Here is a 26,675-nt window from a genome sequence, read left to right as displayed (position 1 = left end):
GCGCCGTGCGGGTGTTATTGTTTCGTCCGCATCAGGGGCTGTGGCGCAGTTGGTAGCGCGTCTCGTTCGCAATGAGAAGGCCAGGGGTTCGAATCCCCTCAGCTCCACCAAGAGGTGACGACACAAGGTGTCGTTTTCACCGACAGAAGGCCCGGCCCGGTTCACCCCGGCTGGGTCTTCTGCGTTCCCCCGGCGGCAACGCGGGCTCGGGCTCAACGCCGTCTACACGGACAGGGCGACGGTGATGTACACGGCGAGCAGCGCCACGCCGACGCCGACGGTCATCGGCACCGACATCCGCTGGTTGTCCTCCCGGGCCGAGGCTGCCCTGCCGATGGCGAGCGTTCCGAGAGCTGCCGCGACGGCCAGAACCAGACGGACTGCCGTGCTCATGCTTGCTCAGCCCTTCGCCTCATGCCGCGAACGTAGCAGCGCTGCCGTGGCGCAGTGCGGGCACCGTGGCGGGCGGCACTGGCCACAGCCCCGTCGCCCGTAAGGTGGCCCCGCCCCACCTTCACAGCTGAGAGACGACATGAACGCTTCAGACCCGCTGGTCATGCCCGCCCGCGTGCCAAGTCCCGCCAAGCCCGCGGCCTCAACCAGGCCGGGAGCCAAGTGGCTGCTCGAGCACCGGGTGCAGCCGGTCGGGCCGGAGTCGGGCGAGGAGCACGCGAAGCCGCACGCGTGGTGGAAGGTGATGACCCTGACCGGGGTCGACTACTTCTCCACCTTGGCGTACCTGCCCGGCATCGCCGCACTGGCCGCCGGGGCTCTCTCGCCCTTGGCGACGCTGCTCATCGTCCTGCTGACCCTCCTCGGGATGCTGCCGATGTACTCCCGCGTCGCCAAGGAGAGCCCGCACGGCCAGGGGTCCGTGGCAATGCTGGAGGACCTGTTGCCGTTCTGGCGCGGCAAGGTCTTCGTGCTGGTCCTGCTCGGTTTCGTGGCCACGTCCTGGATCATCACCATCACCCTGTCCGCCGCGGACGCGTCGGTGCACGTCCTGGAGTCCCCGTTCTTCCCCGACGCCCTGCACGGGCACGCCGTGGCCATCACTGTGTTCCTCCTGCTGGTCCTGGGTGGGGTGTTCCTGCTCGGCTTCAGCGAGGCTGTCAGCGTTGCCATCCCGCTCGTGGCCGTGTTCCTGGCCCTGAACGCTGTGGTCGTCGTCAAGGGCATCGTCGAGGTCTTCACCACCGACGGCGCCCTGTCCGCCTGGACGTCCGCCCTGTCAGACAGCGGCGGCCTGAGCGGGGCGATCGGGCCCGCCGTCATCGCGTTCCCGCTGCTGGTGCTTGGCCTGTCCGGGTTCGAGACGGGGGTGTCGATGATGCCGCTCGTCGCTGCCGACGGCGAGAACGCCAAGGAGAAGCTGGCCTCTCGGATTCGCAACACCCGCAAGCTCCTCGCAGGTGCCGCGCTCATCATGTCCGTCTACCTGCTGTCGACCAGCTTCGTCACGACGGTGCTCATCCCGGCGGAGGCGTTCAAGACGGGCGGGGAGGCCAACGGGCGCGCCTTGGCGTACCTGGCGCATGAGTTGTTCGGTGACGGGTTCGGCACCGTGTACGACATCAGCACCATCCTCATCCTGTGGTTCGCCGGCGCGTCCGCCATGGCGGGGCTGATCAACATCGTGCCCCGCTACCTGCCGGCCTACGGCATGGCGCCGGAGTGGGGCCGGGCCGTGCGCCCGGTGGTGCTTGTCTACACGGTCATCTGCATCGTCATCACCTTCGCGTTCGGCGCCGACGTCAACGCCCAAGCGGGCGCCTACGCCACCGGAATCCTGGCCATGATGGTCTCCGGCGCCGTCGCCGTGACCATCTCCGCCTACCGGCACGCCCAGAAGGTCGCGGGAGCGGGGTTCGCGGTCCTGACTCTCATCCTGCTGTACGCGCTGGTGGAGAACATCCGCGAGAAGCCGGACGGCATCGCCATCTCCGGGTTGTTCATCCTGGGCATCGTGGTGGTGTCGCTGGTGTCGCGAATCAGCCGGACCACGGAGCTGCGGGTCGATCACATCGAGTTCGACGAGGACGCGCGCCGATTCATCGAGGAGTCCGTCGCCCATGACGGTTTGCTGAACATCATCGCGAACAAGCGCCAGGCCGGCGACGAGGCCGAGTACGTCGCCAAGGAGGCCGAGCAGCGGTCCATGAACCCGGTTCCGGGCCGTTCGGACGTGCTGTTCCTGGAGGTCGACATCGACGACCCGTCCGACTTCGCTGACGTGCTGCGGGTGCAGGGCGTCGAGGTGGCCGGCTACCGGATCCTGCGGGTGGCGAGCCCGGCGGCGCCGAACGCCATCGCCGCCGTGCTGCTGGCCTTGCGTGACGCGACCGGGTTGCACCCGCACTGTCACTTCGAGTGGTCCGAAGGGTCCCCAGTCGTACACCTGCTGCGCTACCTGCTTCTGGGACGGGGTGACACCCCACCTGTGGTCCGCGAGATCATCCGCAAGGTTGAACCCGACCCGACCCAACGGCCCAGCATCCACGTCAGCTGACCGCTACCCGGGGCACGCGGCCACCCGCTCTGCCCACACCACGGACACGACCGTGGCCGACACCTTCGGCATGGTCACCAGGAACACCAACTGGCAGCTGGCCAGCAAGCTGAAGCTGAACTTCCCCACACACCTTCTGACGGTTGGCGGTCAGTCGGCGCGGCCTGGCACAACCGCAGCATCGACCAGTGCTTGTGCCGAAGCCTTCGCTGCCTCAGGCGCGTCAGGGCTGGCGTCGAGGGCGCCGCTGGCCAGCCCGCCGTCGAGCAGCAGGGTGAGAGAGCGAGCCAGGCTGTCGGGGTCGCGCGCCCCGGCCTGCTCGGCCAGCCCTCGCACCCACGAGAGGACGGCCGCCTTGTGGGCCACGGTCCGGTCGTGGACCGGGGTGCCCGGTTGCGACTCGGCCGCGGCGTTGATGAACGCGCAGCCGCGGTAGCCCTCCCGGCGGCACGCGCTGCCCAAGGCGTCGAACAGGCCGACGAGCTGATCGGCAGGGTCGGGGCCGGCTGCTGCGGCTGCGTCGTGGAGCTGCCCGGACCACACGTCGTCGACCTTGCCCAGGTAGGCGACCACGAGGTCGTCCTTGGCTGGGAAGTGCTTGTAGAAGGTCGCCTTGGCCACCCCCGACTCGGCGATGATCAGGTCAACCCCCACGGCCCGGATGCCGCGGGCGTAGAACAGCGCGAAGGCGGAGTCCAGGATGCGCTCGCGAGCAGCGCTGGGGCGCGTCGGGGTGGCGATGGACATCGGGCTCCTCGTGCGGCGGTAGGGGCGTGTCACAGCATACCTTGCAAGTAGACAGATCTGTCTGTTAGGTTCCGTGGCGAGGTAGACAGATCTGTCTATGAAGCACGCAACCGCTTCCAGGAGTCATCATGAACATCGCAGTCCTCGGTACCGGCATGGTCGGACAGGCCCTCGCAGGCCGCCTCCTCGAGCTCGGCCACGACGTCGTCGTCGGCACCCGCGACCCCGAGGCCACGCGCCTCCGCGACGAGGCCGACGGCATGGGCAACCCGCCGTTCAGCACCTGGCTCGCAGCACACCCTTCGGCCGGACTGGCCACGTTCGCCGACGCCGCCGGCGCGGCAGAGCTCGTCGTCAACGCGACCAGCGGCTTTGGCGCCCTCCCCGCCCTCGAGGCCGCGGGTGCCGACAACCTGGCGGGTAAGCCGATCCTCGACATCTCGAACCCGCTCGACTTCTCGGCCGGCTTCCCTCCCACCCTGTGGGTCAAGGACACCGACTCGCTCGGCGAGCAGATCCAGCGCGCCTTCCCGCAGGCGCATGTCGTCAAGACCCTGAACACGCTCACCGCCGCGCTGATGGTCAACCCCAAGGACCTCGGCCAAGAGTCGTCGGTCTTCGTCTCGGGTAACGACGAGGCGGCCAAGGCGACGGTCACCGAGCTGCTCAAGAGCTTCGGCCACACCGACGTCATCGACCTCGGCGACATCACCACCGCGCGCGGCACCGAGATGCTGCTGCCCGTCTGGCTGCGGCTCATGGGCGCCCTTGGCACTGCCACCTTCAACTTCAGAATCGTCCGCTGAAGTTGTAACCGCCGCACGGCCGGGGTTCGACGATGGAGCACACGGCCGCAGAACCTGGAGCGAACAGCTCGCGCGGCAGCCCAACGAGCGCTCCTGACATCACACGTAGGACCGCACACGAATGACGAAGCGTCCCCTGCCCGACAATGCGGGCAGGGGATGCTGTGGTGCAACCGTCTTGCCATGTGACCGCTAGGCGGTGTGTCCCCATCGCACCCCGAGCTCGCCCCTCAGGACGAGGGCCAGGGGCCTACCGAGCCGCGTTCGATGAGCTCGGTCGGCAGCCGTCGATGCGCCACCGCGCCCCCTGCTCCCTCGATGCGTGACAGCAGCAGGCGGCACGCCGCCACCCCGATCTCGTAGGTCGGCTGGGCGACGACAGTCAACGCCGGGCTGACCAGGTCAGCCCACTCGGTGTCGTCGAAGCCGAGCAGGGACACGTCCTCCGGGCAACGAATCCCCGCGCGCGCTATGGCGTGGAACGCCCCGAGCGACTGCATGGCGTCGAAGGCGAGGATCGCCGTGGGCCGGTCCTCCAGCGCCAGCAGCCTGGCCGTCTCAGCCTCCCCGTCCTCGCGTCGGTAGCCACCGGAGGAGATCAGCTCCGGTCGGATCGGGACACCTGCCGCCGTCATCGCGTCGCGGAACCCGGCCGCGCGGGCGCCGACAGTCGTTGCCGACGCCCGCTCGACGCCCTTCATGTCGGGACGCAGCATGCGTTCCAGCATCGCGTGCGTCCCACCGGTGAGGATCGCGATGTCGCGGTGGCCATGGGCCAGCAGGTGCTCGGTGGCAGTCCGCGCGGCCTTGCGGTTGTCGATGCCGACGGTGTCGGCCTGCAGGCCGGCCACGCTCCGGTCCAGCAGGACCACCGGTATGCCGGCCGCAATCACTTCGCTGAGATGTGACCTGTCGCCGCCGTCCGCCGGGCACACCACCAAGCCGTCAACTCGTCGCTCCGTCATCACCCTGACAGCGGTCTCCTCCTTGTCGAGCTCCTCGTCGGTGTTGGCCAGCAGCACCTCGAAACCCTGAGCCCGCGCCGTGTCGGCGATGCCGCGCAGTGAACGACGGAAGAAGGGGTTCTCGATGTCTGACATCACGACGCCGAGGGTGCGCGTCGACCCGGTGATCATGCTGCGCGCGAGGCTGTTGGCTCGATAACCAAGCTGTTCCGCGGCGGCCAACACGCGTTCCCGGGTGCTCTCGCGCACCGAGCCGTAGCCGCCGAGCGCCCTGGCGGCGGTGGCAGTGGAGACCCCCGCTTCACGCGCGACATCTGGCACCGTGGCGATGCCGCGCGGTTCCACGCTCCTGCTCACAGCGCTCCTTCGAATGCGTGTCATACCAACGGTTTTGGCGGTCTGTCGAGTCATCCGGTATGCCGGTCGGTCGCCGCGAGCGCGCGGGTCCGGGTGACCCGTCCGCGGCTCACCACCGCCGACTTCCTGGCCTGACCTTAGCCGGTGTCGGACTGCCTTGGCGCAGGGGATCTGACCAATTTCCGGGAAACCTCTTGACAGGAGCCGAGCGGATTGAGAACGTTCTCACCCATCAGGTTGAGAACGTTATCAAAAGCGAGCCACTCGCGGATTGGAACCAGGAGCACCGATGACCGAAACCCTTCCCCTCAAGCCGATCGACGCCGACATCGTCGACAAGCTGACGGCCACCGTCGCGGAGCGCGAGGCGATCGCGACCGTGGTCCGCGACGTCGTGGAGCGCGGGCTGCGCAACGTCTACTTCGTCGGCGCCGGCGGCTCCATCATCTGCAGCTACCCGGCCCACTACCTGCTCCAGCAGAAGGCGTCGTTCCCGGCCTTCCAGGTCCAGAGCGACGAGCTGAACACCGCCGTCCCCGCACTCATGGGTCCCGGCTCACTGGTCGTGCTGGCGTCCTACACCGGCACGACCAAGGAGACGGTCGCCGCCGCCAAGACCGCCAAGGCCACCGGCGCGACGGTCATCGCCGCCGCCAAGCCCGGCAGCCCCCTCGCCGAGGCGGCTGACAAGGCGTTCACCGGCAAGAGCGACCTGTTCGAGCTGGTCGTCGCCTTCGAGCTGCTCGCCGCCACCGGCGCCGAGCTGGACACCGACGCCGTCGACCAGGCCCTTGCTGCACTGCCAGGCGCCGTCCGGCACGCGGTCGAGCAGGCCGAGCCGGAGCTCGCCGACATCGCCGACGCGTTCAAGGACGAGCCGATCACGTACGTCCTGGGGTCCGGCCCCAGCTACGGCTGGGCCTACGGCCTGGCGATGTGCTTCCTTCAGGAGATGCAGTGGAAGCACGCCGCGGCGTTCAACTCCGGTGAGTTCTTCCAGGGCGCTTTCGAGATGGTCGACGACGACACCGCCGTCCTGCTGTGGGTCGGCGACGACGCCTCGCGGCCCATGGGGGAGCGGGCCAAGAGCTTCCTCGACCAGTACTGCAAGAAGGCGCAGTACGTCGACGTGCGCGACCTCGAGCTGCCCGGCATCCCCGAGTCCGTCCGAGGCGACGTCTCGCCGATCGTCGTGGGTGCGCTGGCCAACCGCCTCGCCCAGCACTACGAGTCGGTCCGCGGTCACGACCTCGAGACGCGTCGCTACATGTTCAAGGTCGAGTACTGAGCATGACCGCTGACCTGCTCAACTTCGACCCGGCCCGCTACCTGCGCATCCAGACGGGTGCCGTGGGCCTTGCCGAGCAGATCGACGCCGTGGTGGCTGACGCCCTCGGCTCCGGCGTGACCAACGTGGTCTTCGCCGGAGCCGGCGGCGCGGGCATCCTCATGCAGCCCGCCGCCGCGCTGCTCCGCGACCGTTCGACCTTCCGCGCAGACGTCGTGCTGCCGGCCGAGCTCGTCCTGACCGGCTCGGCCACGGTGGGTCGTGACACCTTGGTGGTCATCCCGTCCCTGTCCGGAACCACCGCCGAGAGCATCGCGGCCCTCGAGTTCGTCAAGGCTGCCGGCGCACGGGTGCTGGTCCTCACCGGCCACCCCGACACCCCGCTGGGCATCAAGGCCGATGTCAGCCTCGTGAACTTCGCGGAGGACGACACGTCCTGCGAGTCGTTCTACCTCCAGTCGCTCCTGCTGTCGCTTTCGATCCTGACGCGCACGGGCGTGCTCGAGGACCACGCAGCCGTCGTCGCCGAGCTGACACGTCTGCCCGAGCTCCTCCTCGACGCCAAGGGCGCCTTCGAGCAGCGAGCGTCCGCGTTCGCCGAGGCGATCGCGGCCGACCCGTGGCACATCGTCACCGGGTCGGGCACCACGTGGCCCGAGGCCTTCTACTACGGCATGTGCATCCTGGAGGAGATGCAGTGGATCCGGACGCGCCCCGTGCACGCCTCGGACTTCTTCCACGGCACCCTCGAGCTCGTCGAGGCTGAGGTGAGCGTCATCCTCCTCAAGGGTGAGGACGCCACCCGGCCCCTGGCAGACCGGGTGGAGCGCTTCGTGTCGGGCCTCACCGAGAAGCTGCTCGTCCTCGACACGGCTGACGTGGAGCTGCCCGGGATCTCGCAGACCACGCGGGCCCTCGTGTCGCCGGTCATCCTGGCTGCCCTGCTCGAGCGGGTCAGCGCCCACCTCGAGGTGCTCCGTGACCACCCGCTGACGACCCGCCGCTACTACCGCCGCATGGCGTACTGAAGGACGGCCTCATGAACGTCACCCTGCTCACCCTCGGCGACAACGTCGTCGACCGGTACCTCGAACGGGGGGTGCTCTACCCCGGAGGAAACGCGGTCAACGTGGCCGTGCACGGGCGTCGGTGCGGCGCCGGCGCGGCATACATCGGTGCGGTTGGCACCGACCTCGCCGGGCGCGCCGTCCTCGACGCCCTGGTGGCCGAGGGGGTGGACACCTCGATGCTGAGGATCGTGGAGGGCCCGAACGCCTCGGCGGACGTGCGGGTCGTCGACGGGAACCGCGTCTTCGACCACGGGGACCCCGGTGTGTCGAGGTTCCTGCTGACGTCGGCGGACTTCGCTGCCGTCGCAGCGGCGACCATCGTGCACACCGGGGAGTGCTCCATGGTCGAGGGCCAGCTGGTCGACATCTCCGCCGCGGCGCCACGGCTCTCGTTCGACTTCTCCGAGCGCCCGCAGGACTACATCGTGGAGTACGCACCGCTCGTCGACATCGCCATCCGCTCACTGCCTTTCGCCACTGTCGCCGAGGCGGTCGACGAGGCCCGGCGCATCCGGGACCTCGGTCCGAGCCTCGTGGCGGTCACGATGGGCGCCGGCGGTGCGGTGGCACTCCAGGGCGAACAGGTGGTGCACGCCCAAGCACCGGCCACTCCCGTCGTCGACACCCTCGGAGCCGGGGACGCCTTCATCGGCCGGCTCCTCACCGGCCTCATCGCCGACACCCCGCTCCCGACGCTCCTGAGCGCCGCGACGGCATACGCCTCAAGCACCTGCGCCACCTTCGGCGCCTTCGGGTACGAGACCTCACTCGAGGGACTCACTGCACCGCTCAACCCCATCCACAAAGGAGTGGACCTCACATGAAGCACACCACGCGCAGCGCATCCTTCGCCGTGCTCGCCGCCGCGACCGCGGTGGCCCTGGCCGCCTGCGGCGCGCCCGGGACGGCCAACCCTGGTGCGGGAGGAGCCAGCAGCCAGAGCCTCACCGCACCAGCCGAGAAGTCGGGCACCATCACCATGGTCACCAAGTTCGCCGACCCCAAGTACGCCCCGTACTTCGAGAGCGTGACCAAGGCCTACGAACAGGCCAACCCCAAGGTCACCATCAAGCTCGAGCAGGTCGGCGACCAGCCCTACAAGGACAAGATCCGGGTGCTCTCGGCGTCCAAGCAGCTGCCCGACATCTACTTCTCGTGGGCCGGTGACTTCGCCAACAAGTTCGTCCGTGCCGGTCTGGCCGCCGACCTGACGTCGGTCATCGGGCCCGACACCGAGTGGGGCAAGACCTTCTCGCCGGCCGCCCTCAAGGCGTTCGAGACCAAGGGCAAGAACTTCGGTGTGCCGATCGACCTCGACGCGAAGTACCTGGCCTACAACAAGGCAGCCTTCACCAAGGCCGGGATCAGCGGCGCCCCCGCCTCCCTCGAGGAGCTCATCGTGGCCTGCGACAAGCTGAGGACGGCGGGCTACACGCCCATCGCCTTCGGCAACCAGTACGGTTGGCCCGCGATCCACTACATCACCCAGCTCAACGCGTACAACGTCGCACCAGCAACCCTCGCCAAGGACTACGACCCGGCCACGGGTGCGTTCACGGATCCCGGCTACGCCAAGGCGGTCGACCAGTTCAAGGACATCGTCACGCACTGCTCCAGCAAGGACGCCAACGGCGTCTCGCACGAGGCCGGACAGGCGAACTTCCTCAACGGCAAGGCCGCCATGCACTACCTGGAGTCGGTCGAGTTCCAGGTGCTGACCGCCAAGGGCGGTGCCCCGAAGGAGCTGGCCGACAACTGGGACTTCATGCGGCTGCCCGCACCCCAGGGGGCGGCCGGTGACGTCGGAGCCCTGACGGGCGCACCGGACGGGTTCATGGTCAACGCCCAGAGCAAGAACGCGGCGCTCGCCGTCGACGTCCTCAAGTTCATGACCACCCAGCAGAATGCCGCGAAGCTCACGGCTGACATCGGCTGGCTGAGTCCCGTCCAGGGGTCGGCGACCTCGGCGAACTCGTTCCCGCAGCTCCAGTCAGCACTCGCCGACATCAGCAAGGCCAACCAGTTCGCGATCTGGCTCGACACGGTGACCAACGCGGAGGTGGCCAACGCCTACCTCTCCGGCATCGAGGGCGTCATCTCCGGCTCGAAGACGAGCAAGGACGTCATGACCGGCGTCCAGGAGGCCGCTGCCAAGGCCAAGAAGCAGGCTGGCTGACCTCACCCCCAGGTGGGGCGGGCGGATCATGGGACCTGCCCGCCCCACTGACCGAGGACCACCCGGTCCGACCTCGACACGGTCGGTCAGCGTCGACCGACCAACGCCCACCCGAGGAGGGCATGACATGAGCACCACGTTGATGCGATGGCGGTCGCTGGCCTGGGTCCTGCCCGCGCTGGTCCTGCTGCTGGTCTTCGTCTACTACCCGATCGTCGACAACCTGCGGCTGAGCCTGTTCTCCTGGAACGCGTTCTCGGTCGCGCCGACCTTCGTCGGGCTCGACAACTACCGCACGGCGTTCCACGACCCGATCTTCTGGACGGCACTGCGGAACAACACGGTGTTCGCGATCGTGTCACTGGTCTTCCAGGTCGGGTTCTCGCTCGTCCTGGCGGCCCTGCTCGAGGAGTTCGTGCACGAACGACTGCGGGGCATCCTCCGCACGATCTACTTCATCCCCGCTGTCATCTCGATCACCGTCGCGGGCATTCTCTTCTCGTTCCTCTACAACCCCGAGATCGGGCTCGTGAACCGCCTGCTCGGAGCAGTGGGGCTCGAGAGCTGGCAGCACTCGTGGCTCGGGGAGCCCGCCACCGCCATGGGCAGCATCATCGCGATGAGCCAGTGGCAGTCCATCGGCTACACCGCGATCTTGTTCGTTGTCGGGATCCAGCGGATTCCCAAGGAGTTCCACGAGGCTGCGAAGGTCGATGGCGCTGGCCCGATCCGGAGGTTCTTCTCGGTGACCGTGCCCATGGTCCGCGAGATGACGACGCTCATCATCATCCTCACCGTCTCCGGCGCCTTCCTCGTGTTCAACGAGGTGATGGTCATGACCGCAGGTGGGCCCTCGAACTCCAGCCAAGTGCTCGGCACCTGGCTCTACCGCAACGCCTTCCTCAACGACGACATGGGATATGCGTCCGCCATCGCCACGGTCATCTTCGTGATCACGCTCGCGATCGGCGCCGTCCAGATCGTCGTCAGCCGCCGACGGAGGATCCAATGGTGATGTCCGCCTCCAGCCCGACCCCGACCCCGAGCCCGACCCCCACCCCCACCCCCACCCGCCGGAAGGCGGCGAGTTCGACCCCGGCCACGTCGGCGGACACCCCGGCAGTGCGGAGGTCGACGCGGGCAGCTCGTCGCGTCGGAGCCCGCGCAACGCGCCTGGCCGTGTGGCTCGGGCTCGCACTGCTCGTCGTCGCGGTCTTCTATCCCTTGCTGTGGATGGTCTTCAGCAGCTTCAAGAGCAACCAAGAGGTCTTCGCGAGCCCATGGGGCCTGCCGGGCGAGCTGCGCTGGGGCAACTTCGGCAGGGCCGGCAGCGCCGGGGTCGTGCGCTACTTCGTCAACAGCGTCCTGGTGACGTCCGCCTCGATCCTCACCACGGTCCTCCTCAGCGCCTGGGCTGCCTATGGGCTGGTGCGTCTGCGTGTCCCCTTTGGGGGGACGATCCTCGGGCTCCTGCTCGGCGGGCTCATGCTCGCACCGACCGTGGCGCTCATCCCCCTCTTCGGCCTGCTGCAGCGGCTGCACATCTACGACAGCTACTGGGCACTCATCGTGCTCTACACCGCCTTTCGCATTCCCTTCACCACCTTCCTCATCCGGGCCTACATGATCGACATCCCCTCCGAGGTCGACGAGGCGGCCACGTTGGACGGATGCTCGCCCACCCAGGCGTTCTGGCAGGTCATCCTGCCGATGTGTCGACCGATCCTCGTCTCCGCGGCACTGTTGCAGGCGCTCTTCGCGTGGAACGAGTTCGTCTTCGCCCTGGTCTTCATCAGCACCGGAGACCTCAAGACGCTGCCGGTGGGGCTGATGGACATGCAGAGCAGGCTGCTCACAGACTGGCCGGTGCAGTTCGCCGGGCTGACCATGGCCGCGCTGCCCATGATCGTGCTGTTCCTCATCGGCCAGCGACAGTTCCTGCGCGGGCTGACCGACGGCATCGGCAAGTAGCGCCCCGTACACCCCTCCGAGACTGAAAGGGCCGCGTGGCTGTGGACCTGGTCATCTTCGACTGTGACGGCGTGCTGGTCGACTCCGAGCCGATCGGGGCGAGGATAGGTGCCACGGTTCTGACGAGCCTCGGGTGGGAGCTCAGCGCCGACCAGGTGATGGAGCGGTTCCTGGGATGCTCGGAGGCGTACTTCCAGGCGGAGGTCGAGCGGGAGCTTGGTCGACCGCTCCCTGTCGGCTGGGACGACGAGTTCGAGCACCTCTACGACGCCGCCTACGCCACCGAGCTCGAACCGGTCGAGGGCATCGTCCCGCTGCTCGACGAGCTGACCGAGCGGGGCATCGCCACCTGTGTGGCCTCCAACGGCAGCCACGACAAGATGCGGCGCACGCTGGGCGCGACGGGACTGCACGAACGCTTCCAGGGACGGATCTTCAGCGCAGAGGACGTGCCACGCGGTAAGCCCGCACCGGACCTCTACCTCCACGCGGCCCGCACCATGGGAGTGGGGCCGAGCGAGTGCGTGGTGGTCGAGGACAGCCCGCCCGGTGTCGCAGCGGCGCGGGCAGCAGGCATGCACTGCATCGGGTATGCCGCCTTCACGCCGGCCGAGCGCCTGGCCGGTCCGGGGGTCACGGTGTGCTCGACGATGGCGCAGGTAGGGGACGAACTGCAGCTCGCAGCCCGCCTCGGCAGCCGCTCAAGTGGGGCCTAGCGGGAAACTGGCATGAACTCCGCGATGCTGCCGTAAGCACGCATCGCACGGATTCGTTCACCGACAAGGTCATAGGCGACGCAGTAAGGGATTCGGCCATCTCCAGTGGCAGCCGCGCCGCTGCCTTCGATGTAGGCGGCTCGCTCAGCGAGCACGAGTTGGGACGTCTGCAAGTCCTGGAGTCGAGCGTGGAGGACGTTGATCGCGTCCTGAACTGCCTCGGGTCAGCAGTCACTGCTCTCTCCATCGCTCCTGAAGATCGTCGGATTCTCCTGCCAAGTCTGTCCCTGGTCTCGAGATCGGCGGCCACCAAAGGGCCCAGCTACCAGCGTCTCCCTCAACCTCTGATGGGCGTGGCGTGCTGGATGCAGGTTCGTGCGGTTGGTCTGGCGTCCAGCCGCGCGGCGGGAATGGGTTGGTGGCACACCTCACAGATCCCGTAGCTACCCTGCTTGAGTAGGAGCATGGCGGCCTCGATGCTGGCGAGATGGTCCCGCGCCCCCTCAATGAGCGCCGCCAATTGTGAGCGTTCGTAGGCGATGGTTTGACCCTCGGGGTCGTGCTCGTCATCGGCATTCGAGTCCGCGGATGCGGCGAAGAGGGATTCGAGATCCGTTGTCATGCTTGCAAGTCGGGCGCAGACTTCGTCCCGCTCCCCGCGCAATCGCTCAGCAGCGGCCCCAAGCTCAACCTCCGGCCTGGTGCCATCGGGGGCGCGTTCGACTGAGGAATCGTCAGGTGGGCGGCCCATCTCCACAGCCTCCCCCAACGAGTCATCCGACGCCATCGCCATCAGCGGGTGGGTTGGAGCACCGCCCGAGTGGTGCAGTCGGATGTTGTGCCGCAGGGGCGCCCGGGTGTCAACAGCCGGGCAGCTTGAAGCTGGCGATCCGAGTCGTCCATCCGTTTCCGTTGGGTGCCGACGCCGCGCTGGCCGCGGTGTAGTACTCGTTGACGTACCAGAACGTGCAGTCGTCGACGGGGTCCACGGTCAGGTCGGAGTAGTCGCCCCAGCGCGAGTTGGCTGTGGTCTGGGCTGCGGTCCCGTTGACGATGGTGCCTTCGCCCAGTGGCATCTGGCCGAGCGGGTCAGCCGCCATCCGCCCTGTGTACCGAATGCCCGGAAACACATTGGTGCCGTTGACCACGCTGTAGCCGAGCCCGAAGTTTCCGTTCTTGTCGGCCGCGATGCTCCCCATCCACCGGTGGACGCCGTCGGCGGGCGCGTAAGTGCCCTGCTGGCGCACGCTGTAGATGCCGTTGGTGCGCCGGATCTCATACCAGCGCACGCCGGCAACCCCCGGCATGGCCTCGACCGACTGGTTCGTCAGCAGTGACTCAGAGGTTCCGAGGTTGCGGTAGGCCAGCCGGAAGGTCGGCCGCTGTCGGTAGGACAGGATGTCGAGGTACTGCGCCGTGTTGGTGATGCCCGGCTGGGGGAGGCAGTCCCTGGAGCCGAAGCCACCGATACACGGGAAGTCCGAGTCGAACGAGGCGACAGGCAGCTGCGTCTTGAGGACCATCGACGCCGTCGGGGTCGAGCGCCACTTGACGTCGAACTCCCAGATGTTGAGCGCGTCGAAGGTCGCCCCATAGGGAGCGTTGTCGTCCTGGGTTCCTACGATCGGCGCGGGGGCATCGTTCTTGGGCTTGGCCTTTCCGTCCACGTCCGGTGGCAGCAGCCCGTCGCCGATCAGGTTGAGCGGCACGGCGCTGTCGGTCATCAGGAAGCTCACCGCACGCGCGCCTGGATCGCCCAGGATCATCTTGTTGCGCTCGAGCCCGTAGACGCCGATGCCGTAGATGCTCGGATCGAGAATGCCGAACTCGCGGGTGGTGATGATGTACGAGTCCTTCCACACGCCGTACTTGGGGTAGTCGGGGAAGTTGAACCCGGTGGTAAACGCGTAGCGGTAGTACGAGCCGGTCGGGTCAGGACTCGTCGAGACGGCAACGCAGTTGTAGAACTGGTTGAGCGGCTCGTCCGGGTAGTCGATCCCGCGCGTGGTGAACTGGGTGAGGATCCAGCGGTCGGCCACCTGGTCGTACATGACCACCGGGTCACCGGACGGCTCCGTGCACTCGTCGATCGGGAAGTTGTTCCACAACGTGCCGGTGTCCACGGGTCCCAGCAGCCGCGTGCCGTTCTTGGAGTAGACCGCGAAGACGAGGTTGACGATCTCCACGTAGTGGTTCGGGCCGACCTCACCGTTGGGATCGGGTGGGTTGACCCTGCCGCCGAAGACGTTGAAGTTGTCCTGGTTGCTCAGACCTTCGAAGTTTGCCTGGGTGCCCGGGATGGCGAGGGCGCTGGGCGAGGCGTCGGACTGCAGCGCCCCGTCGGCCGCGCTGCCACGGGTGATAGCCGACCTCAGGTTCGGGTCTCGGCCCACCACGTCGGGCCGCGCTGCGCCGTGCTTGGCGGCCTTTGCCAGTTCACGAAGTGACGGCGACACGTCGAACGCCGCTGCGTTCGTGAACTTCGGCTTCAGCTTCTCGGGCGCCTTCGCCGAGGCGGCCTGTGTCGCGGCCCCGGGCAATACCAGGGCTGCGACGAGCGCAGCCGGGACGAACAGCCATAGCGGCCGACGGACGAAGTGCGGAGCGGCGTTCATCGACGATCCTCCCGATCCAGCCTGCCAGCGCATCCTCCCGCGAAGGGATGACCCGCACCTCCAGCAAACTGCGTAGCTCTGGCCCACACTCGCGCTCACCGGTCTCGATGACAGTTCAATCGATCGCTGAACCGTGCATCCGTCAGACGCCCAGCCGACCACACCTTTGACTCGAGGGGTGGATCCTCGACCAGCGCCTCGCCGCAGCCAAAGCCGACCTGGCACTTCGAGGCTCACTTCCGAGCCACGTAGGGCTTACCCACACCGACTGGCGCGTCGCCAACGGCTCGCCGACGTAACCCGGATTCCACTCACTTTCGACTGTTCGATGAGTTCTTCCGTCTCGCCCGCGAAGGTCGGGTCAACGCCAGGGGGATGCCCTCGCTCCCGATCACCGCTCGACTGGGTCCCGCTCACGACATGTACCTGGCGGGTCCGCCCGTGCCTCTGCATCGCACTGTCTTTCGGGTGCTAGCAACGACGGACAGACTGCTTCACCGTTCTGGCTCCTGAGCGGCCAGAACGCGGGGGTATGACGCGGCGTGCAGGACTCGTCCAGCTGTCTTATCAATGAATCATCGGATTCCCAAGCGCTAAGCCAACGGGCACCCGTAGCCTCGATCCATGCCCGAGGAACCTCGCCCGACGTACGTCCTCGTCGACGGGGAGAACATCGACGCCACCTTGGGCTCCATGTTGGGACGGCGTCCCCGCCCTGAGGAACGTCCTCGGTGGGAGCGTCTTCTGGAGTTCGCGCGGGAGCGATGGGGACATCCCGCGAACGGTTTGTTCTTCCTTGCCGCGAACGGCGAGCTTCCGATGGCCTTCGTGCAAGCCTTGCTTGCGATGGGTTATCGACCAATTGCGCTTTCCGGCGACAGTGCCGTGAAGGTTGTAGATGTCGCCATCCAGCGCACCCTTCGAGAACTTCGCAGTCGAGACGCGGATGTGCTCTTGGTCAGCAATGACGGGGATTTCGTCGAGCAAGTGCACGACCTGCTCGACGGCAGACGGGTGGGCGTCGTCGGCTTCGTCGAGTTCCGAAGTCTCGCATTCTCGGAACTGCGCGAGAAAGGGCTCGAAACCTTCGACCTGGAGTACGACGTACGGGCCTTCAACGAACGGATGCCACGCGTCCGCATCATCCCCATCGAAGAGTTCGACCCGACTCAATTCCTGTAGATCCCAGAGGAGCCGGTCTGCGATGCCAGTAGGCATCAGGGATCCGTCTCCGGACAGCTCGTCAGCAGCGCCCTAGTGTCGCCTGTCTCGCGACGAAAAGACCCACCTCCGGGGGGCCTGGTCGACATGCATGGACGCCATTGACCGTGGTTGCTCTGAGCACCCACAGCGACACTAGGCCCCCTGGCGGGCCGCCAGCTTCGCCGCACGCTCCTCGCGGCGGGCGACGAACCGGCCGGCCTCCTCATCGAGGGAGGCGACGGCGGCCGCGAGCTCCTCCCGGGCCTGCTCACCCGCGGCGTCCAGGCCCTCAAGGTCCCAGACGCCCCACTGACGCAGCATCGGGGCCACGATGTCGTCGTGGTGGATGCGCAGGTCGTAGATGCCAGCCATGGCCATCTGCACGGCTTTGCGTCCGAACCCGGGGATTATCGAGCCGGGCATCTGGAACGTCACGACCTCGTCGGTGATCGCCCGCATGGTTTGGCTCGGCGTCAGCTCCAGCGCCGCTTGGACGAGGTTCCGGTAGAAAATCATGTGGAGGTTCTCGTCCTTGGCGACCCGCGTGAGCAGCTTCTCGGCGATGGGCTCTTCCGTGTAGCGGCCCGTGTTCCTATGCGAGACACGGGTGGCCAGCTCCTGGAACGAGACGTAGGCGCAGAGGTTCAGCAGCTGCTTGTCGCCCGAGTCGTAACCGGTCTCCATCGTGTCCATCCGGGCCCGCTCGAGCTCGTTGGGGTCGACGCCTCGGGTGACGAGCAGGTAGTCACGGATGCAGAACGCGTGTCGCCCTTCCTCGGCGGTCCATCGGTTGACCCAGGTCCCCCACGCGCTGTCGCGGCCGAAGGCCTGGTCGATCACCCGGTGGTAGCTGGGCAGGTTGTCCTCGGTGAGGAGGTTGACCTCCAGCGCCGTCCGGGCGATCGGCGAGAGCTGCGACTGGTCCGGCGACCACGGGTCGCCGCCAAGCTCGGCGAAGTCGCGGCCCAGCGACCACGGGACGTACTCGTGCGGCATCCAGTCCTGAGCGGCTTCGAGGTGACGGTTGAGGTTCTCCTCGACGGTCGGCTCGAGGGCGGCGAGCAACTGGGCGCTGTCGAGTGCGGCGGCCACGGGGTCCTCCTCGTTGACGAGCGCGCAGGTCGCGCCCACCCCTGCTTACACCCTCCGAGCTCGCCGATACACAGTTGTGAGCAGGCCCGTGATGGCCGAACGCCCAAATTCGTCAGTCGGTGGACGGCGGGACGAGCGCCTGGCAGCTTTAGATCGATGCGGGCGAAGTCGTCGGACGTCGCGTTGAGCGCTTCCACGGGCATGCCAGCCGCACACGCCAACGTCGCCTCGCCAGGGACGGACGCACGCGGCGGAGTGACTGTGAGGATCGCCAACGCAGCCTGATGGTGCTGGGCTGTGGTTGGTGACCGCGAGTGTGACCCCCGGAAAGACTGGCCTTCGTGCCTTGTTTGCGACCTGTCCGCTCGTGGTCACCGGCCCCGGCCCGGTTGGAGGAGCTGGCCTGATCAGGAGCTTGACCACCCGGCGTTAGCGGCGCCGGATGTGTCTCATCACAGTCCTGCCGAGGCTCCGTCCCGGACCGGAACCACATCCCGTCCGGCGAAGGAGAGAACGCATGAACAGTCTGACCGATCTGCGCGAGGTGGTCGATGTCGTCATCGGCGTCGACACCCACGGCCACACCCACTCCGCAGCCGTGGTCGATACTGCGACCGGTGGTGTCCTCGACGAGATCACCGTCGAGGCGACAGCCCAGGGCTATGCCGAGCTGGTGGAGTTCGCCAACAACCACCCGATGCCGCGGGCTTGGGCGATCGAAGGGGACCGGCGGTCACGGCGCCGGTCTGAGCCGTCACCTGCTGGAGATGTCGGAGATCGTCATCGAGCTGGACCGGCCGAAGCGAGCTGCGCGTGGCAACGGCGCGAAGACCGATCCGCTCGATGCGATCCGCGCTGCCCGGGAAGCGATGGCCCGACCGCGGTTGGGAACACCTCGCGCCGGGGGTGAACGCCAAGCACTGTCAGTGCTTTTGGCTGCTCGCCGCTCCGCGATAAGTGCCTCCACCGAGGCCCAGCAGCAGGTCTTCGGCCTGGTCATCGCAGCACTCGAAAACCAGGCCACAGCTGCTTGACGAAGCATAGGAGCGTCGCGCCGCTCGGAGCGCGGCATGGGCGGACGCTCAGATGGCGGGAAAGGGCAATCCCACCTTCGGCTGGCGCGCGACGGCACCCTTCGGCTGTGGCCATCCACCGGCTCTCAGGCTCGTCGAGCCACCAGCCGCAACCCCTCTGACTGCGATGACTATGTCGGGTAGCGCACCCCTCCGAATGCCTCTCCCGTGGCGTGTTCCTGGGTGAGACTCTGGATCGGAGAAGCCCATGGACACGTTGCGCGACCTACTGGTGGACCTGGCCGACGATGCACCGACGGGAGGTGCGCCACCGGCGGAGCTCTGGGCGCGCGGAAAGCGGACTCAGCGCAGGCAGCTCGTGGCCCTCACGGCCGCTGCCCTGGTCGTGGGCACCATCGGCACGGGAGTCGGTCTACGACTCGGCGATCGCGATCAAATCGACCTTGTGCCGGCGACGAGCGTTGCCTTCCCGCTTCCGATCCAGTACCCGACGGGGGCGGTACTGCCGGAGCTCGGCGAAGCTCCGGGACCRCTGGCCGCAGTCTGGCTGGTCCCGCACGAGGGTGGCGGCTCGCCCGAGGCCGTCGGCCTGGTCGCCCGGACCGGGAGGTTCGGCAAGCTCTCGATCGACCTGCCTCGTGACGATCCCGAGGCGCTTGACAGAGTGAGGGTCGCGCTGTCGCCCGACGGACGCAGGCTGGCCTACACGCACCTGACGTCGCGTCCGGGGGCAGAGGATGTGGTCCTGCAGCCGGTCGTCCGCGACCTGGTCAGCGGCCAGACCCACACGTCCGCGTTCGGGTTCGGTACGCGCGTGGGGGGTCTGTGGGTCGACAACAACCACCTTTACGGCCTGGTCGCGGGAGGCAGTGACGGCGACGGATGGCTGTGGGAGCCGGGTAAGGCGCCCACCCGAGTCAACCCGTATCGGTTGCCCTACAGCGGTTCTGACGTTGCGGTCGCCAGTTGGCCCGCGCAGGGCCCACCGACGAACTTCGGCGACGACTCGAAGTCATGTTCAACGCTCAACGTCTATGACGCCAAGACCCTGAACAGTTCGCCGGCTGACGTACCAGCACTCTGCAACCTCCTCGGCGTGATCGGTCCCGACGTCCTGCTCGGTCAGCGGAAGAACCCGACCAATGGCGAGGTCACAGTGGTTGCCGAGGAGTTCGACGCCGCCGTTCCGTTCTGCCCCTCGAGCCAGCGCTGCGAGCTGCCGGTCGATGAGGCGCACCGTCGTCTGGTGGTCGCATCGGGGGCTCCCGATCGGGTCAGCTTCGCCAGCGCTCTGATCGGCCAGGCGCTCCGCACGGGCGGTCGGTCATGACCGGCTACGCCAGCTTCGAGGAATTCGTGGTCGCTCGCCGAGGAGCCCTGCTGCGGACCGCTTACCTGCTGACCGGCAACCATCACGATGCGGAGGACCTCGTGCAGTCAGCCCTGATCAAGGTGGTGCCCAAGTGGCAATGGATCGAGGACCGACCGGAGGGTTACGTCAGGCAGGTCCTCGCGCGTGAGTCCGTGAACCGCTGGCGCGGTCGCCGCTGGCGCGAGGTCCCGACCGACCTGATCCCCGAAGCGTCGTCCCACGCCAGTGCCGAGAACCTTGACCGCCTCGCACTCCTCGACGACCTCCGAAGGCTGTCGCCGCGCCAACGAGCGGTGCTGGTGCTGCGCTACTTCGACGACCTGACCGAGGCCCAAACGGCTGTGGCTCTCAACATCTCCGTGGGAACCGTCAAGTCACACGCCCGCGAGGCTTTGGCGCGCCTGCGCAACCAGCCATCAGACCAGCAGGAGGCTGCGGTCACGCCGTCAACCTCCACATCCAGTCGTCCAGCAGCCTCGGCTACTCCCTGACTGCCGGTGAATCCAATTGGGCGGAGTGCCGTATGCCAAGAGCATGACCTCGAGTGGTCAGGGTGTGCTCGAAGAGGCGCCGTCTGGAGTCGAGTGTCGGTGGGGGATCGCATGCTCGGTCGGGCGGGGTTCTTCTGTTGTCATTTGGACACCATCGCCCGCCTGCCGATGACACCGCCGCGTGGCCCGGAAAGGGAATCACGGTGCACGACAAGGCGGGGCACCTCGAACCGCAAGGTGCCCCGCCTCGACTCGACCACGCTCAGGGAGCGGGATAGGCCTTCGGCAGTCGCATGCCGCGCTCGGCCATGATGTCTCGCACATGGTTCGGGTAGTCGGTGATGATGCCGTCGACACCCATATCCATGAGCGCCTCGATCGTGGCGTTGTCATCGCACGTCCAGGGGATGACCTTCAGGCCGCGCTGGTGCGCCTCGGAGACCATCTCCTTGTCCGGGTAGAAGCGAAACATGGGGTCGCCCACGGTGCCGTTCTGCGGGAAGCCGTAGTTCGGCGACACCGCCGTCAGACCGGGTACCGCAGCCTCGGCCGTCTTGACCAGGTCACCTCCGTAGGTGTCGGAGTCGACGCCGCCCAGCCACGGGGAAGCACCAGGCTTGCCGACCTGAAGGAAGTCGTAGTTCGTCAGCGCGACCAGCGGCCAGGTCGGGGCGAGGGTGTGCATCAGCTTCAGTGCACCCCAGTCGAAGGACTGGATGGTCACCTGTCGCTCGATGCCCGAGGCGTGGATCTCCTCGTAGACCCGGCGGACGAACTGCTCACGTGGGGCCGTCTGCTCAGGGGCCCCGGCTTCCACCTTGGTCTCGATGTTGAGCGTGACCTGGTTGGCCCGGTATTCCTTCACGAGGTTCAGGACGTCCTTGAGCTCCGCCATGCGCCAGCCCTTGATCTGTTCCTGCTGTGGGAAGCCCGGCAGCTGCTGGTAGCCGCAGTCCATGGTCCTGATCTGGGCGAGTGTGAGGTCCTTGATGTACTTGCCCACGTAGGGATACATCGGGTCGCCCGGGAATACCGGCGCAGTGTCCTTGCACTTCTGCGCGCTGATCTGCCGGTCGTGGTTGACCACGACCTTGTCGTCCTTGGTGACGTGGGTGTCGAGCTCCAGGGTGCTCACGCCCAGCCCCAGCGCCTTGGCGAATCCGGGCAGGGACTCCTCCGTGGTCATGCCAATGCCACCACGGTGGGCCTGGAGGTCGAACTGCGCTTTCTGTGGCAACACGCCCGGACCGGCGGCGTCGGGAGTGGCCTGGGCCACGCCAGTGGCGGACAGACACAGGCCAGCCGCAATGGCTGTGGTCACAACAACTCGTAGTGCTCTCATGCCCCGGGACGCTAAGCGGGCCAATCGACGAGTTCGCGACCCCCGGGTGAACCCCGGCACAACCAGTGGTGTCCCGGTGCCGCATTGCGGTTTCGTGCATCGTCTTCTAATGTCTAACCATGTCTCTTTTAGAATCCGTCGCAGCGCGGGACGCCGATCAGGACGACCACCCCCCGGCGGGCCGGCTACGGGTGGTCCACGAGCGAACAGCCGTGGACCTGCGAGCGGCCGAGCGAGCGGTGGCGGACCTGCTCCTGGCCCTCGGAAAGGACCCGGCGTCCGCGCACCTCAGCGACACGCCGCGTCGCGTGGCCGCCTCGTATGCCGAGCTGCTCACCCCTCGCGAGTTCGAGCTGACCACCTTCCCCAACGACGAGGGCTACGACGAGCTGGTGCTGGCCAGGGGCATCCCGATCCAGTCCCTCTGCGAGCACCACCTGCTGCCCTTCCACGGGACTGCCACCGTCGGCTACCTGCCGGGCGACCGCATCCTCGGGCTCTCGAAGCTGGCGCGCGTCGTCGAGCTCTTCGCCCGCGACCTGCAGGTCCAGGAGCGGCTCACCAAGCAGGTCGCACTCTGGTTGCAGGAGCACCTGTCGCCGCGTGGGGTCGGGGTGGTCATCGAGGCGGAGCACCTCTGCATGTCACTGAGAGGGGTGCGCGCCTCCGGCTCACGCACCGTGACCTCGGCGCTGCACGGCCAGCTGCGCGACGATCCCGGGTCTCGACAGGAGTTCTTCGCGCTGGCGGGGAAGGGCGCCTGAGGAGTTGGACCACGCGGTGAACTAACTCTTGCTAGCCTTCTCCGGGAAGGGTCGCCGAGACCCGTGCCAGGTCAGGAGGCTGTGCGTGCAGGAGGCCGAAGGTCGCACCGACCCCGCCTCGATGCGTCGCGCGAACCTGGGCCTGATCCTGCGGCACCTCCGTGACCGAGGGGGCAGGTCGCGGGCGCGACTGGCCGCCGAGACGGGCCTGTCCAAGGCCACCATGTCGACGCTCATCGCCGACCTGGTCGACCGGGGTCTGGTCGTCGAGGGGGAGCCCGACAGGGCCGGGGCCGTGGGCCGTCCGGGGCTGACGGTCAGCCTCGACGGACGACGGGTCTGCGGGCTCGGGGTCGAGATCAATGTCGACTACCTCAGCCTGATCGCGGTGGACCTCTCGGGCACCGTCATCCGCGAGTCGACGCGCCCGATCGATGCCGCCAACCTCTCTGCAGGCGACACCATCGCCAGAGCGTCCGAGCTCCTCGGCGAGGCCCTGGCCTCACTGGGCGCAGCAGGAGTGCAGTGCGTCGCCATCACCATCGCCGCCCCCGGCTTCATCGACAGTGGCGGCGGTGTCGTGCGGCTCGCGCCCAACCTGGGATGGCGCGACGTCGGCCTCGTCGATGAGGTCGAACGCCTTCTGGGACAAGGACATCCGCGCATCTCGATCCAGCACGACGCCAAGCTCGCTGCCGTGGCCGAACACGCCCTGCGAGCGGGCCAGGGCGTCAGTGACCTGCTGTACATCTCCGGCGACGTGGGGGTCGGTGGAGGCATCATCTCTGGCGACCACATCCTGCGTGGCACCCACGGCTCTGCCGGGGAGATCGGTCACCTGCCGCTCGACCCGGCCGGCCGCCAGTGCGTCTGCGGACGTCGGGGCTGCTGGGAGACGATGGTCGGGCTCGCCGCCTTCCTGCGACTCGCCGCGGACGAGTCGGACGTGGTGCACAACCCGGGACGGCCGCTCGAAGACCGCCTGCGTGAGCTCCGTCGACGTGCCCTGGACGGCGATGCCCGCACCCTGGCCGCGCTGGCCACCATCTCCGAAGGGCTCGGCACGGGTGTGTCGATCCTCGTCGACGTCCTCGACCCCGGCATGGTCGTCCTCGGCGGCTACTTCGCGTGGTTCGAGGAGCAGCTGGTCGTCCCTGTCGCCGAGCTCGTCGTCGAGCGTCGCCTCAACACGACTGCCGAGGTATGCCGCGTGGTCGGCTCCACGCTCGGCCTCACCTCCGCGGCCCGGGGCGGGGCGCACTACTCGCTCGACACGGTCTTTCAGGATCCGAGTGTGGTCGCGCCCTGACATGCCCTGACATCGGGCCTTGACATCCGACCGTGGCTTGACGAGATAATTCAGGCACCGAATGAATCAATGAGCGCGAGGTCCACCATGGCGGGGCAGTCCCAGAAGCTCCCCGCTGCCGCTGCCGCTGCGGTGGTGGCCGCCGTCGACATCGGGGGCACCCGGATCAAGGCCGCCCTCGTGGACCGCGACTACGGCGTGGTCGTCCAGACGACGACGCCGACCCCCAGCGACATCGGGGCCGACCTCGGCGGAGTGGTCGCCGCCACGGTGAAGGAGCTCCTGGCCGCCGCTCCCCGTGACCACGCGGTGCGCCTCGTGGGGTGCGGTGTGGTCGTCCCCGGCCTGGTCGACGAGGTGCGCGGGATCGGCGTCTACTCCGCCAACCTCGGCTGGCGGGACCTCGACATCCGCGGCGGCGTCGAGTCCCTGCTCCAGGTGCCCGTCGTCGTGGGGCACGACGTCCGGGCCGGCCTGCTGGCCGAGTCGCGTCTCGGTGGCGCGCGCGGCCGCAGGCAGGCCCTGTTCATGCCCCTCGGCACCGGCATCGCCGGAGCCCTCCTGCTCGACGGCGCGGTGGTCTCCGGCGACGGTTGGGCCGGCGAGCTGGGTCACGTCGTGGTCGAGCCGTCGGGGCCCGCCTGTCCGTGTGGCCAGCGCGGCTGCCTCGAAGTGCTGGCCTCCGCCGGCGCGATCGAGCGGACCTACGCCGAGCGCTCCCGACGACAGTCCCAGCCGCAGTCCCAGGTGCAGCCCCCAGCAGAGTCCTCCGAGGCGATCTCCGCCGAGGTCATCGCCGCCCGCGCCGCGGCGGGGGAGGCCCTGGCCTCGTCGGTCTGGGCCGATGCGATCAGCGCGCTCGGCCGGGCGGTCGTCATGACGGTCACCCTCACGGGAATCGACCTCGTCCTCGTGGGAGGTGGGCTGTCCCAGGCTGGCGAGGTGCTGCTCGCGCCGCTGCGCGACGACGTCGCCGCCCGTCTCACCTTCCAGCGTCCCCCGGCCATCGAGCGGGCCGCCCTCGGCGACCGGGCCGGGTCGCTCGGGGCCGCCTGCCTCATCTGGGACGCCCTGTGATCCTCACCGTCACCCCCAATGCCGCGCTCGACGTGACCTACGAGGTCGACGCGCTCACGCGGCATACCAGTCACCGGGTGCGGGCCGTCACCGAGCGCGCGGGTGGCAAGGGAGTCAACGTCGCCTCGGTCCTGGTCGCGTGCGGCCACGATGTCGTGGTCACCGGGTGCGCCGGTGGGGCGACGGGCGCACGGATCCGGGCGGACCTCGAAGCCCGAGGACTGCGCCACTCCTTCGCCGACGCCGACGGCGAGGCGCGGCGCACCCTTACGGTGGTCTCGGCCTCGGAGGGCGACGCGACCGTGTTCAACGAACCCGGGCCGGAGCAGTCGCCGAAGTCCTGGCGCGCCCTGCTCGACCACATCGGCGACCTGCTGGCCGAGACCGCTGCGTCCGTCGTGGTGCTGGCCGGCAGCCTGCCTCCCGGCATCCCCGACGACGGCTATTCAGTCTTGGTTCGTCTGTGTCGCGACGCCGGGGCCGCTGTCATCCTCGATGCCGACGGCGAGCCGCTGCGCAGGGCCCTCGAGGCCGGGCCCGACATCGTCAAGCCCAACCGCGTCGAGCTTGCCGAAGCCACGGGGGCCGACGACGTGGTCGCCGGCGTCGCGGCGCTGCGCGCCCTGGGTGCCCGTGACGTGGTCGTCTCCGCCGGCCCCGACGGACTGACCTGGTATGCCGCGGACGGCGCCGCGGTGCACGCACGCCTGGACGCCTCGCTTGCCGGAAACCCGACGGGGGCCGGAGACGCGGTGGTCGCCGCCCTCGCCGCCGGCCTCGCCGAAGGTCGCCCGCACGACCTGGTCCTGCGCGATGCCGTGGCATGGTCGGGGGCAGCGGTGCTCCAGCCAGTCGCCGGCGTGGTGGATCCGACGGACATCTCCCGGTTGGAGACCCAAACCCTCGTGGAGGACGTTCGATGACCCTGGTGAACCTCGCCGACGTGCTGACCGAGGCATCGACCCGCGACCGCGGTGTCGGAGCCTTCAACGTCATCCAGCTCGAGCACGCCGAGGCCCTCGTGGGCGCCGCCGAGGAGACCGGCCTGCCGGTGGTGCTCCAGATCAGTGAGAACGCTGCTCGCTACCACGGGGCTCTGGCGCCGATCGCCTTGGCCACCAAGGCGATTGCCGAGGCGTCATCGGCTCGGTGCGTGCTGCACCTCGACCATGCCGAGAGTGTGGCGCTGGTCGACGAGGCCATCGGCCTGGGTTTCACGTCGGTGATGTTCGACGGGTCGAAGCTGGACGACGCGAGCAACCGCTCGACGACCCGCGAAGTCGTGGTGCGGTGCCACGCCGCCAGGGTCTCGGTCGAGGCCGAGCTGGGCGAGATCGGAGGCAAGGACGGCGTGCACGCGCCGGGGGTCCGCACCGAGCCGGCGGACGCCGCCGCCTTCGCCGCTGACACCGGGGTGGATGCCCTGGCCGTCGCGGTGGGTTCGTCGCACGCGATGACGAGCCGCACGGCGACACTCGACCTCGACCTGATCGCCCGCATCCGTGCCGCCGTGCCGGTTCCCTTGGTGCTGCACGGTTCCTCGGGCGTCGCGGACGAGTCCCTGGTTGCAGCCGTCGCCCACGGCATGACGAAGGTCAACATCGCGACGCACCTCAACTCGGCCTTCACCGCGGCCGTGCGCGAGCACCTCGCCGACAACCCGACCGTCGTCGACACCCGCCGCTACCTCGGTGCCGGCCGGGCAGCGGTCGAGGCCGAGGCCGCCCGGCTGCTGCGCCTGCTCGCCGGGGAGTGACCGGCTGAGCTGTCC

25 protein-coding genes and 1 tRNA gene are annotated in these 26,675 nt (G+C 68.1%); 19 read left to right on the top strand and 7 right to left on the bottom strand.

All coding sequences use genetic code 11. The annotated features are described in order from the left end of the window. Positions 1 to 34 precede the first annotated feature (34 nt). A tRNA-Ala gene (locus AC1DWR_RS08900) sits at positions 35 to 110 on the top strand. Positions 111 to 222: 112 nt separating this feature from the next. Here AC1DWR_RS08900 and AC1DWR_RS08895 read toward each other — a convergent pair. Next, positions 223 to 393, bottom strand: a complete 171-nt coding sequence (locus AC1DWR_RS08895) for a hypothetical protein (protein WP_477616026.1) — start codon at positions 391 to 393, stop codon at positions 223 to 225. 139 nt (positions 394 to 532) lie between these two features. Between AC1DWR_RS08895 and AC1DWR_RS08890 the strand changes: the two genes are divergently transcribed. Further along, complete coding sequence (locus AC1DWR_RS08890; RefSeq protein WP_477616025.1) at positions 533 to 2,509, top strand: amino acid transporter; 1,977 nt, start codon at positions 533 to 535, stop codon at positions 2,507 to 2,509. A 150-nt stretch (positions 2,510 to 2,659) separates the two neighbouring features. Here the strand turns inward: AC1DWR_RS08890 and AC1DWR_RS08885 are convergent, their stop codons facing one another. After that, a complete protein-coding gene (locus AC1DWR_RS08885) occupies positions 2,660 to 3,256 on the bottom strand; it encodes a TetR/AcrR family transcriptional regulator (RefSeq protein ID WP_477616024.1) in 597 nt (198 codons plus the stop codon). A gap of 128 nt (positions 3,257 to 3,384) precedes the next feature. Here AC1DWR_RS08885 and AC1DWR_RS08880 point away from each other — a divergent pair, with 128 nt between their 5' ends. Further along, positions 3,385 to 4,062 (top strand): NADPH-dependent F420 reductase, encoded by a 678-nt coding sequence (locus AC1DWR_RS08880; protein WP_477616023.1) that lies wholly within the window; start codon positions 3,385 to 3,387, stop codon positions 4,060 to 4,062. 230 nt (positions 4,063 to 4,292) lie between these two features. Here the strand turns inward: AC1DWR_RS08880 and AC1DWR_RS08875 are convergent, their stop codons facing one another. Further along, positions 4,293 to 5,384 (bottom strand): LacI family DNA-binding transcriptional regulator, encoded by a 1,092-nt coding sequence (locus tag AC1DWR_RS08875; RefSeq protein ID WP_477616022.1) that lies wholly within the window; start codon positions 5,382 to 5,384, stop codon positions 4,293 to 4,295. Positions 5,385 to 5,673: 289 nt separating this feature from the next. Here AC1DWR_RS08875 and AC1DWR_RS08870 point away from each other — a divergent pair, with 289 nt between their 5' ends. The 7 genes from AC1DWR_RS08870 to AC1DWR_RS08840 all read left to right on the top strand — a co-directional run bounded on the left by AC1DWR_RS08870 (position 5,674) and on the right by AC1DWR_RS08840 (position 12,605). After that, the gene (locus AC1DWR_RS08870; RefSeq protein WP_477616021.1) at positions 5,674 to 6,672 is read left to right on the top strand and encodes an SIS domain-containing protein; all 999 of its coding nucleotides are present in this window, start codon (positions 5,674 to 5,676) and stop codon (positions 6,670 to 6,672) included. A 2-nt stretch (positions 6,673 to 6,674) separates the two neighbouring features. Continuing rightward, positions 6,675 to 7,700 (top strand): SIS domain-containing protein, encoded by a 1,026-nt coding sequence (locus tag AC1DWR_RS08865; protein ID WP_477616020.1) that lies wholly within the window; start codon positions 6,675 to 6,677, stop codon positions 7,698 to 7,700. An 11-nt stretch (positions 7,701 to 7,711) separates the two neighbouring features. After that, the gene (locus tag AC1DWR_RS08860) at positions 7,712 to 8,566 is read left to right on the top strand and encodes a PfkB family carbohydrate kinase (RefSeq protein WP_477616019.1); all 855 of its coding nucleotides are present in this window, start codon (positions 7,712 to 7,714) and stop codon (positions 8,564 to 8,566) included. Then, positions 8,563 to 9,918, top strand: coding sequence for an ABC transporter substrate-binding protein (locus tag AC1DWR_RS08855; RefSeq protein ID WP_477616018.1), 1,356 nt, complete (start codon positions 8,563 to 8,565; stop codon positions 9,916 to 9,918). The genes AC1DWR_RS08860 and AC1DWR_RS08855 overlap by 4 nt, the downstream gene beginning before the upstream one ends. A gap of 127 nt (positions 9,919 to 10,045) precedes the next feature. Next, the gene (locus tag AC1DWR_RS08850; protein ID WP_477616017.1) at positions 10,046 to 10,933 is read left to right on the top strand and encodes a carbohydrate ABC transporter permease; all 888 of its coding nucleotides are present in this window, start codon (positions 10,046 to 10,048) and stop codon (positions 10,931 to 10,933) included. Then, complete coding sequence (locus AC1DWR_RS08845) at positions 10,933 to 11,889, top strand: carbohydrate ABC transporter permease (protein WP_477616016.1); 957 nt, start codon at positions 10,933 to 10,935, stop codon at positions 11,887 to 11,889. Before AC1DWR_RS08850 ends, AC1DWR_RS08845 begins: the two co-directional genes overlap by 1 nt. A gap of 35 nt (positions 11,890 to 11,924) precedes the next feature. After that, positions 11,925 to 12,605: an HAD family hydrolase gene (locus AC1DWR_RS08840; RefSeq protein WP_477616015.1), complete on the top strand. Its 681-nt coding sequence runs from the start codon at positions 11,925 to 11,927 to the stop codon at positions 12,603 to 12,605. A gap of 337 nt (positions 12,606 to 12,942) precedes the next feature. Here the strand turns inward: AC1DWR_RS08840 and AC1DWR_RS08835 are convergent, their stop codons facing one another. Beyond that, a complete protein-coding gene (locus AC1DWR_RS08835; RefSeq protein WP_477616014.1) occupies positions 12,943 to 13,227 on the bottom strand; it encodes a TraR/DksA family transcriptional regulator in 285 nt (94 codons plus the stop codon). 238 nt (positions 13,228 to 13,465) lie between these two features. Next, complete coding sequence (locus tag AC1DWR_RS08830; RefSeq protein WP_477616013.1) at positions 13,466 to 15,220, bottom strand: hypothetical protein; 1,755 nt, start codon at positions 15,218 to 15,220, stop codon at positions 13,466 to 13,468. Positions 15,221 to 15,844: 624 nt separating this feature from the next. Here AC1DWR_RS08830 and AC1DWR_RS08825 point away from each other — a divergent pair. Continuing rightward, positions 15,845 to 16,402, top strand: coding sequence for an NYN domain-containing protein (locus tag AC1DWR_RS08825; protein WP_477616012.1), 558 nt, complete (start codon positions 15,845 to 15,847; stop codon positions 16,400 to 16,402). 174 nt (positions 16,403 to 16,576) lie between these two features. On the opposite strand, the gene AC1DWR_RS08820 is transcribed toward AC1DWR_RS08825, so the two are convergent. Next, on the bottom strand, positions 16,577 to 17,515 hold the full coding sequence (locus AC1DWR_RS08820; RefSeq protein WP_477624266.1) for an acyl-ACP desaturase: 939 nt from the start codon (positions 17,513 to 17,515) through the stop codon (positions 16,577 to 16,579). Between the two features lie 517 nt (positions 17,516 to 18,032). Here AC1DWR_RS08820 and AC1DWR_RS08815 point away from each other — a divergent pair. The 3 genes from AC1DWR_RS08815 (at position 18,033) to AC1DWR_RS08805 (ending at position 20,412) form a co-directional block, all read left to right on the top strand. Next, complete coding sequence (locus AC1DWR_RS08815) at positions 18,033 to 18,425, top strand: hypothetical protein (protein ID WP_477614633.1); 393 nt, start codon at positions 18,033 to 18,035, stop codon at positions 18,423 to 18,425. A gap of 371 nt (positions 18,426 to 18,796) precedes the next feature. Then, the gene (locus AC1DWR_RS08810) at positions 18,797 to 19,879 is read left to right on the top strand and encodes a hypothetical protein (protein WP_477614634.1); all 1,083 of its coding nucleotides are present in this window, start codon (positions 18,797 to 18,799) and stop codon (positions 19,877 to 19,879) included. Continuing rightward, on the top strand, positions 19,876 to 20,412 hold the full coding sequence (locus tag AC1DWR_RS08805) for a SigE family RNA polymerase sigma factor (RefSeq protein ID WP_477614635.1): 537 nt from the start codon (positions 19,876 to 19,878) through the stop codon (positions 20,410 to 20,412). Before AC1DWR_RS08810 ends, AC1DWR_RS08805 begins: the two co-directional genes overlap by 4 nt. Before the next feature lie 262 nt (positions 20,413 to 20,674). On the opposite strand, the gene AC1DWR_RS08800 is transcribed toward AC1DWR_RS08805, so the two are convergent. Then, entirely contained in the window at positions 20,675 to 21,733 is a 1,059-nt protein-coding gene (locus AC1DWR_RS08800; RefSeq protein ID WP_477624265.1) for a glycerophosphodiester phosphodiesterase family protein, read from the bottom strand. Positions 21,734 to 21,873: 140 nt separating this feature from the next. On the opposite strand from AC1DWR_RS08800, the gene folE reads away from it, so the two are divergent. The 5 genes from folE (at position 21,874) to AC1DWR_RS08775 (ending at position 26,660) form a co-directional block, all read left to right on the top strand. Then, positions 21,874 to 22,518: a GTP cyclohydrolase I FolE gene (gene folE, locus AC1DWR_RS08795; RefSeq protein WP_477614637.1), complete on the top strand. Its 645-nt coding sequence runs from the start codon at positions 21,874 to 21,876 to the stop codon at positions 22,516 to 22,518. 85 nt (positions 22,519 to 22,603) lie between these two features. Beyond that, positions 22,604 to 23,827, top strand: a complete 1,224-nt coding sequence (locus AC1DWR_RS08790) for an ROK family transcriptional regulator (RefSeq protein WP_477614638.1) — start codon at positions 22,604 to 22,606, stop codon at positions 23,825 to 23,827. Positions 23,828 to 23,896: 69 nt separating this feature from the next. Further along, a complete protein-coding gene (locus tag AC1DWR_RS08785) occupies positions 23,897 to 24,904 on the top strand; it encodes an ROK family protein (protein ID WP_477614639.1) in 1,008 nt (335 codons plus the stop codon). Beyond that, positions 24,901 to 25,827, top strand: coding sequence for a 1-phosphofructokinase family hexose kinase (locus tag AC1DWR_RS08780; RefSeq protein ID WP_477614640.1), 927 nt, complete (start codon positions 24,901 to 24,903; stop codon positions 25,825 to 25,827). Before AC1DWR_RS08785 ends, AC1DWR_RS08780 begins: the two co-directional genes overlap by 4 nt. After that, positions 25,824 to 26,660, top strand: a complete 837-nt coding sequence (locus tag AC1DWR_RS08775; RefSeq protein WP_477614641.1) for a class II fructose-bisphosphate aldolase — start codon at positions 25,824 to 25,826, stop codon at positions 26,658 to 26,660. The genes AC1DWR_RS08780 and AC1DWR_RS08775 overlap by 4 nt, the downstream gene beginning before the upstream one ends. Positions 26,661 to 26,675 lie beyond the last annotated feature (15 nt).

The organism is Pedococcus sp. P2_E2, from assembly GCF_056403955.1.
This window is presented reverse-complemented; position numbering and strand designations above follow the sequence as displayed.

What these genes read in the sequence shown, in the direction of transcription:
- AC1DWR_RS08785 (WP_477614639.1), top strand. Translation starts at nt 23,897, where the DNA reads ATGAGCGCGAGGTCCACCATGGCGGGGCAGTCCCAGAAGCTCCCCGCT.
- AC1DWR_RS08845 (WP_477616016.1), top strand. Translation starts at nt 10,933, where the DNA reads ATGTCCGCCTCCAGCCCGACCCCGACCCCGAGCCCGACCCCCACCCCC.
- AC1DWR_RS08825 (WP_477616012.1), top strand. Translation starts at nt 15,845, where the DNA reads ATGCCCGAGGAACCTCGCCCGACGTACGTCCTCGTCGACGGGGAGAAC.
- AC1DWR_RS08880 (WP_477616023.1), top strand. Translation starts at nt 3,385, where the DNA reads ATGAACATCGCAGTCCTCGGTACCGGCATGGTCGGACAGGCCCTCGCA.
- AC1DWR_RS08895 (WP_477616026.1), bottom strand. Translation starts at nt 393, where the DNA reads ATGAGCACGGCAGTCCGTCTGGTTCTGGCCGTCGCGGCAGCTCTCGGA.
- AC1DWR_RS08775 (WP_477614641.1), top strand. Translation starts at nt 25,824, where the DNA reads ATGACCCTGGTGAACCTCGCCGACGTGCTGACCGAGGCATCGACCCGC.
- AC1DWR_RS08855 (WP_477616018.1), top strand. Translation starts at nt 8,563, where the DNA reads ATGAAGCACACCACGCGCAGCGCATCCTTCGCCGTGCTCGCCGCCGCG.
- AC1DWR_RS08870 (WP_477616021.1), top strand. Translation starts at nt 5,674, where the DNA reads ATGACCGAAACCCTTCCCCTCAAGCCGATCGACGCCGACATCGTCGAC.
- AC1DWR_RS08860 (WP_477616019.1), top strand. Translation starts at nt 7,712, where the DNA reads ATGAACGTCACCCTGCTCACCCTCGGCGACAACGTCGTCGACCGGTAC.
- folE (WP_477614637.1), top strand. Translation starts at nt 21,874, where the DNA reads ATGTCTCTTTTAGAATCCGTCGCAGCGCGGGACGCCGATCAGGACGAC.
- AC1DWR_RS08805 (WP_477614635.1), top strand. Translation starts at nt 19,876, where the DNA reads ATGACCGGCTACGCCAGCTTCGAGGAATTCGTGGTCGCTCGCCGAGGA.
- AC1DWR_RS08830 (WP_477616013.1), bottom strand. Translation starts at nt 15,220, where the DNA reads ATGAACGCCGCTCCGCACTTCGTCCGTCGGCCGCTATGGCTGTTCGTC.
- AC1DWR_RS08890 (WP_477616025.1), top strand. Translation starts at nt 533, where the DNA reads ATGAACGCTTCAGACCCGCTGGTCATGCCCGCCCGCGTGCCAAGTCCC.
- AC1DWR_RS08885 (WP_477616024.1), bottom strand. Translation starts at nt 3,256, where the DNA reads ATGTCCATCGCCACCCCGACGCGCCCCAGCGCTGCTCGCGAGCGCATC.
- AC1DWR_RS08815 (WP_477614633.1), top strand. Translation starts at nt 18,033, where the DNA reads ATGAACAGTCTGACCGATCTGCGCGAGGTGGTCGATGTCGTCATCGGC.
- AC1DWR_RS08850 (WP_477616017.1), top strand. Translation starts at nt 10,046, where the DNA reads ATGAGCACCACGTTGATGCGATGGCGGTCGCTGGCCTGGGTCCTGCCC.
- AC1DWR_RS08865 (WP_477616020.1), top strand. Translation starts at nt 6,675, where the DNA reads ATGACCGCTGACCTGCTCAACTTCGACCCGGCCCGCTACCTGCGCATC.
- AC1DWR_RS08835 (WP_477616014.1), bottom strand. Translation starts at nt 13,227, where the DNA reads ATGACAACGGATCTCGAATCCCTCTTCGCCGCATCCGCGGACTCGAAT.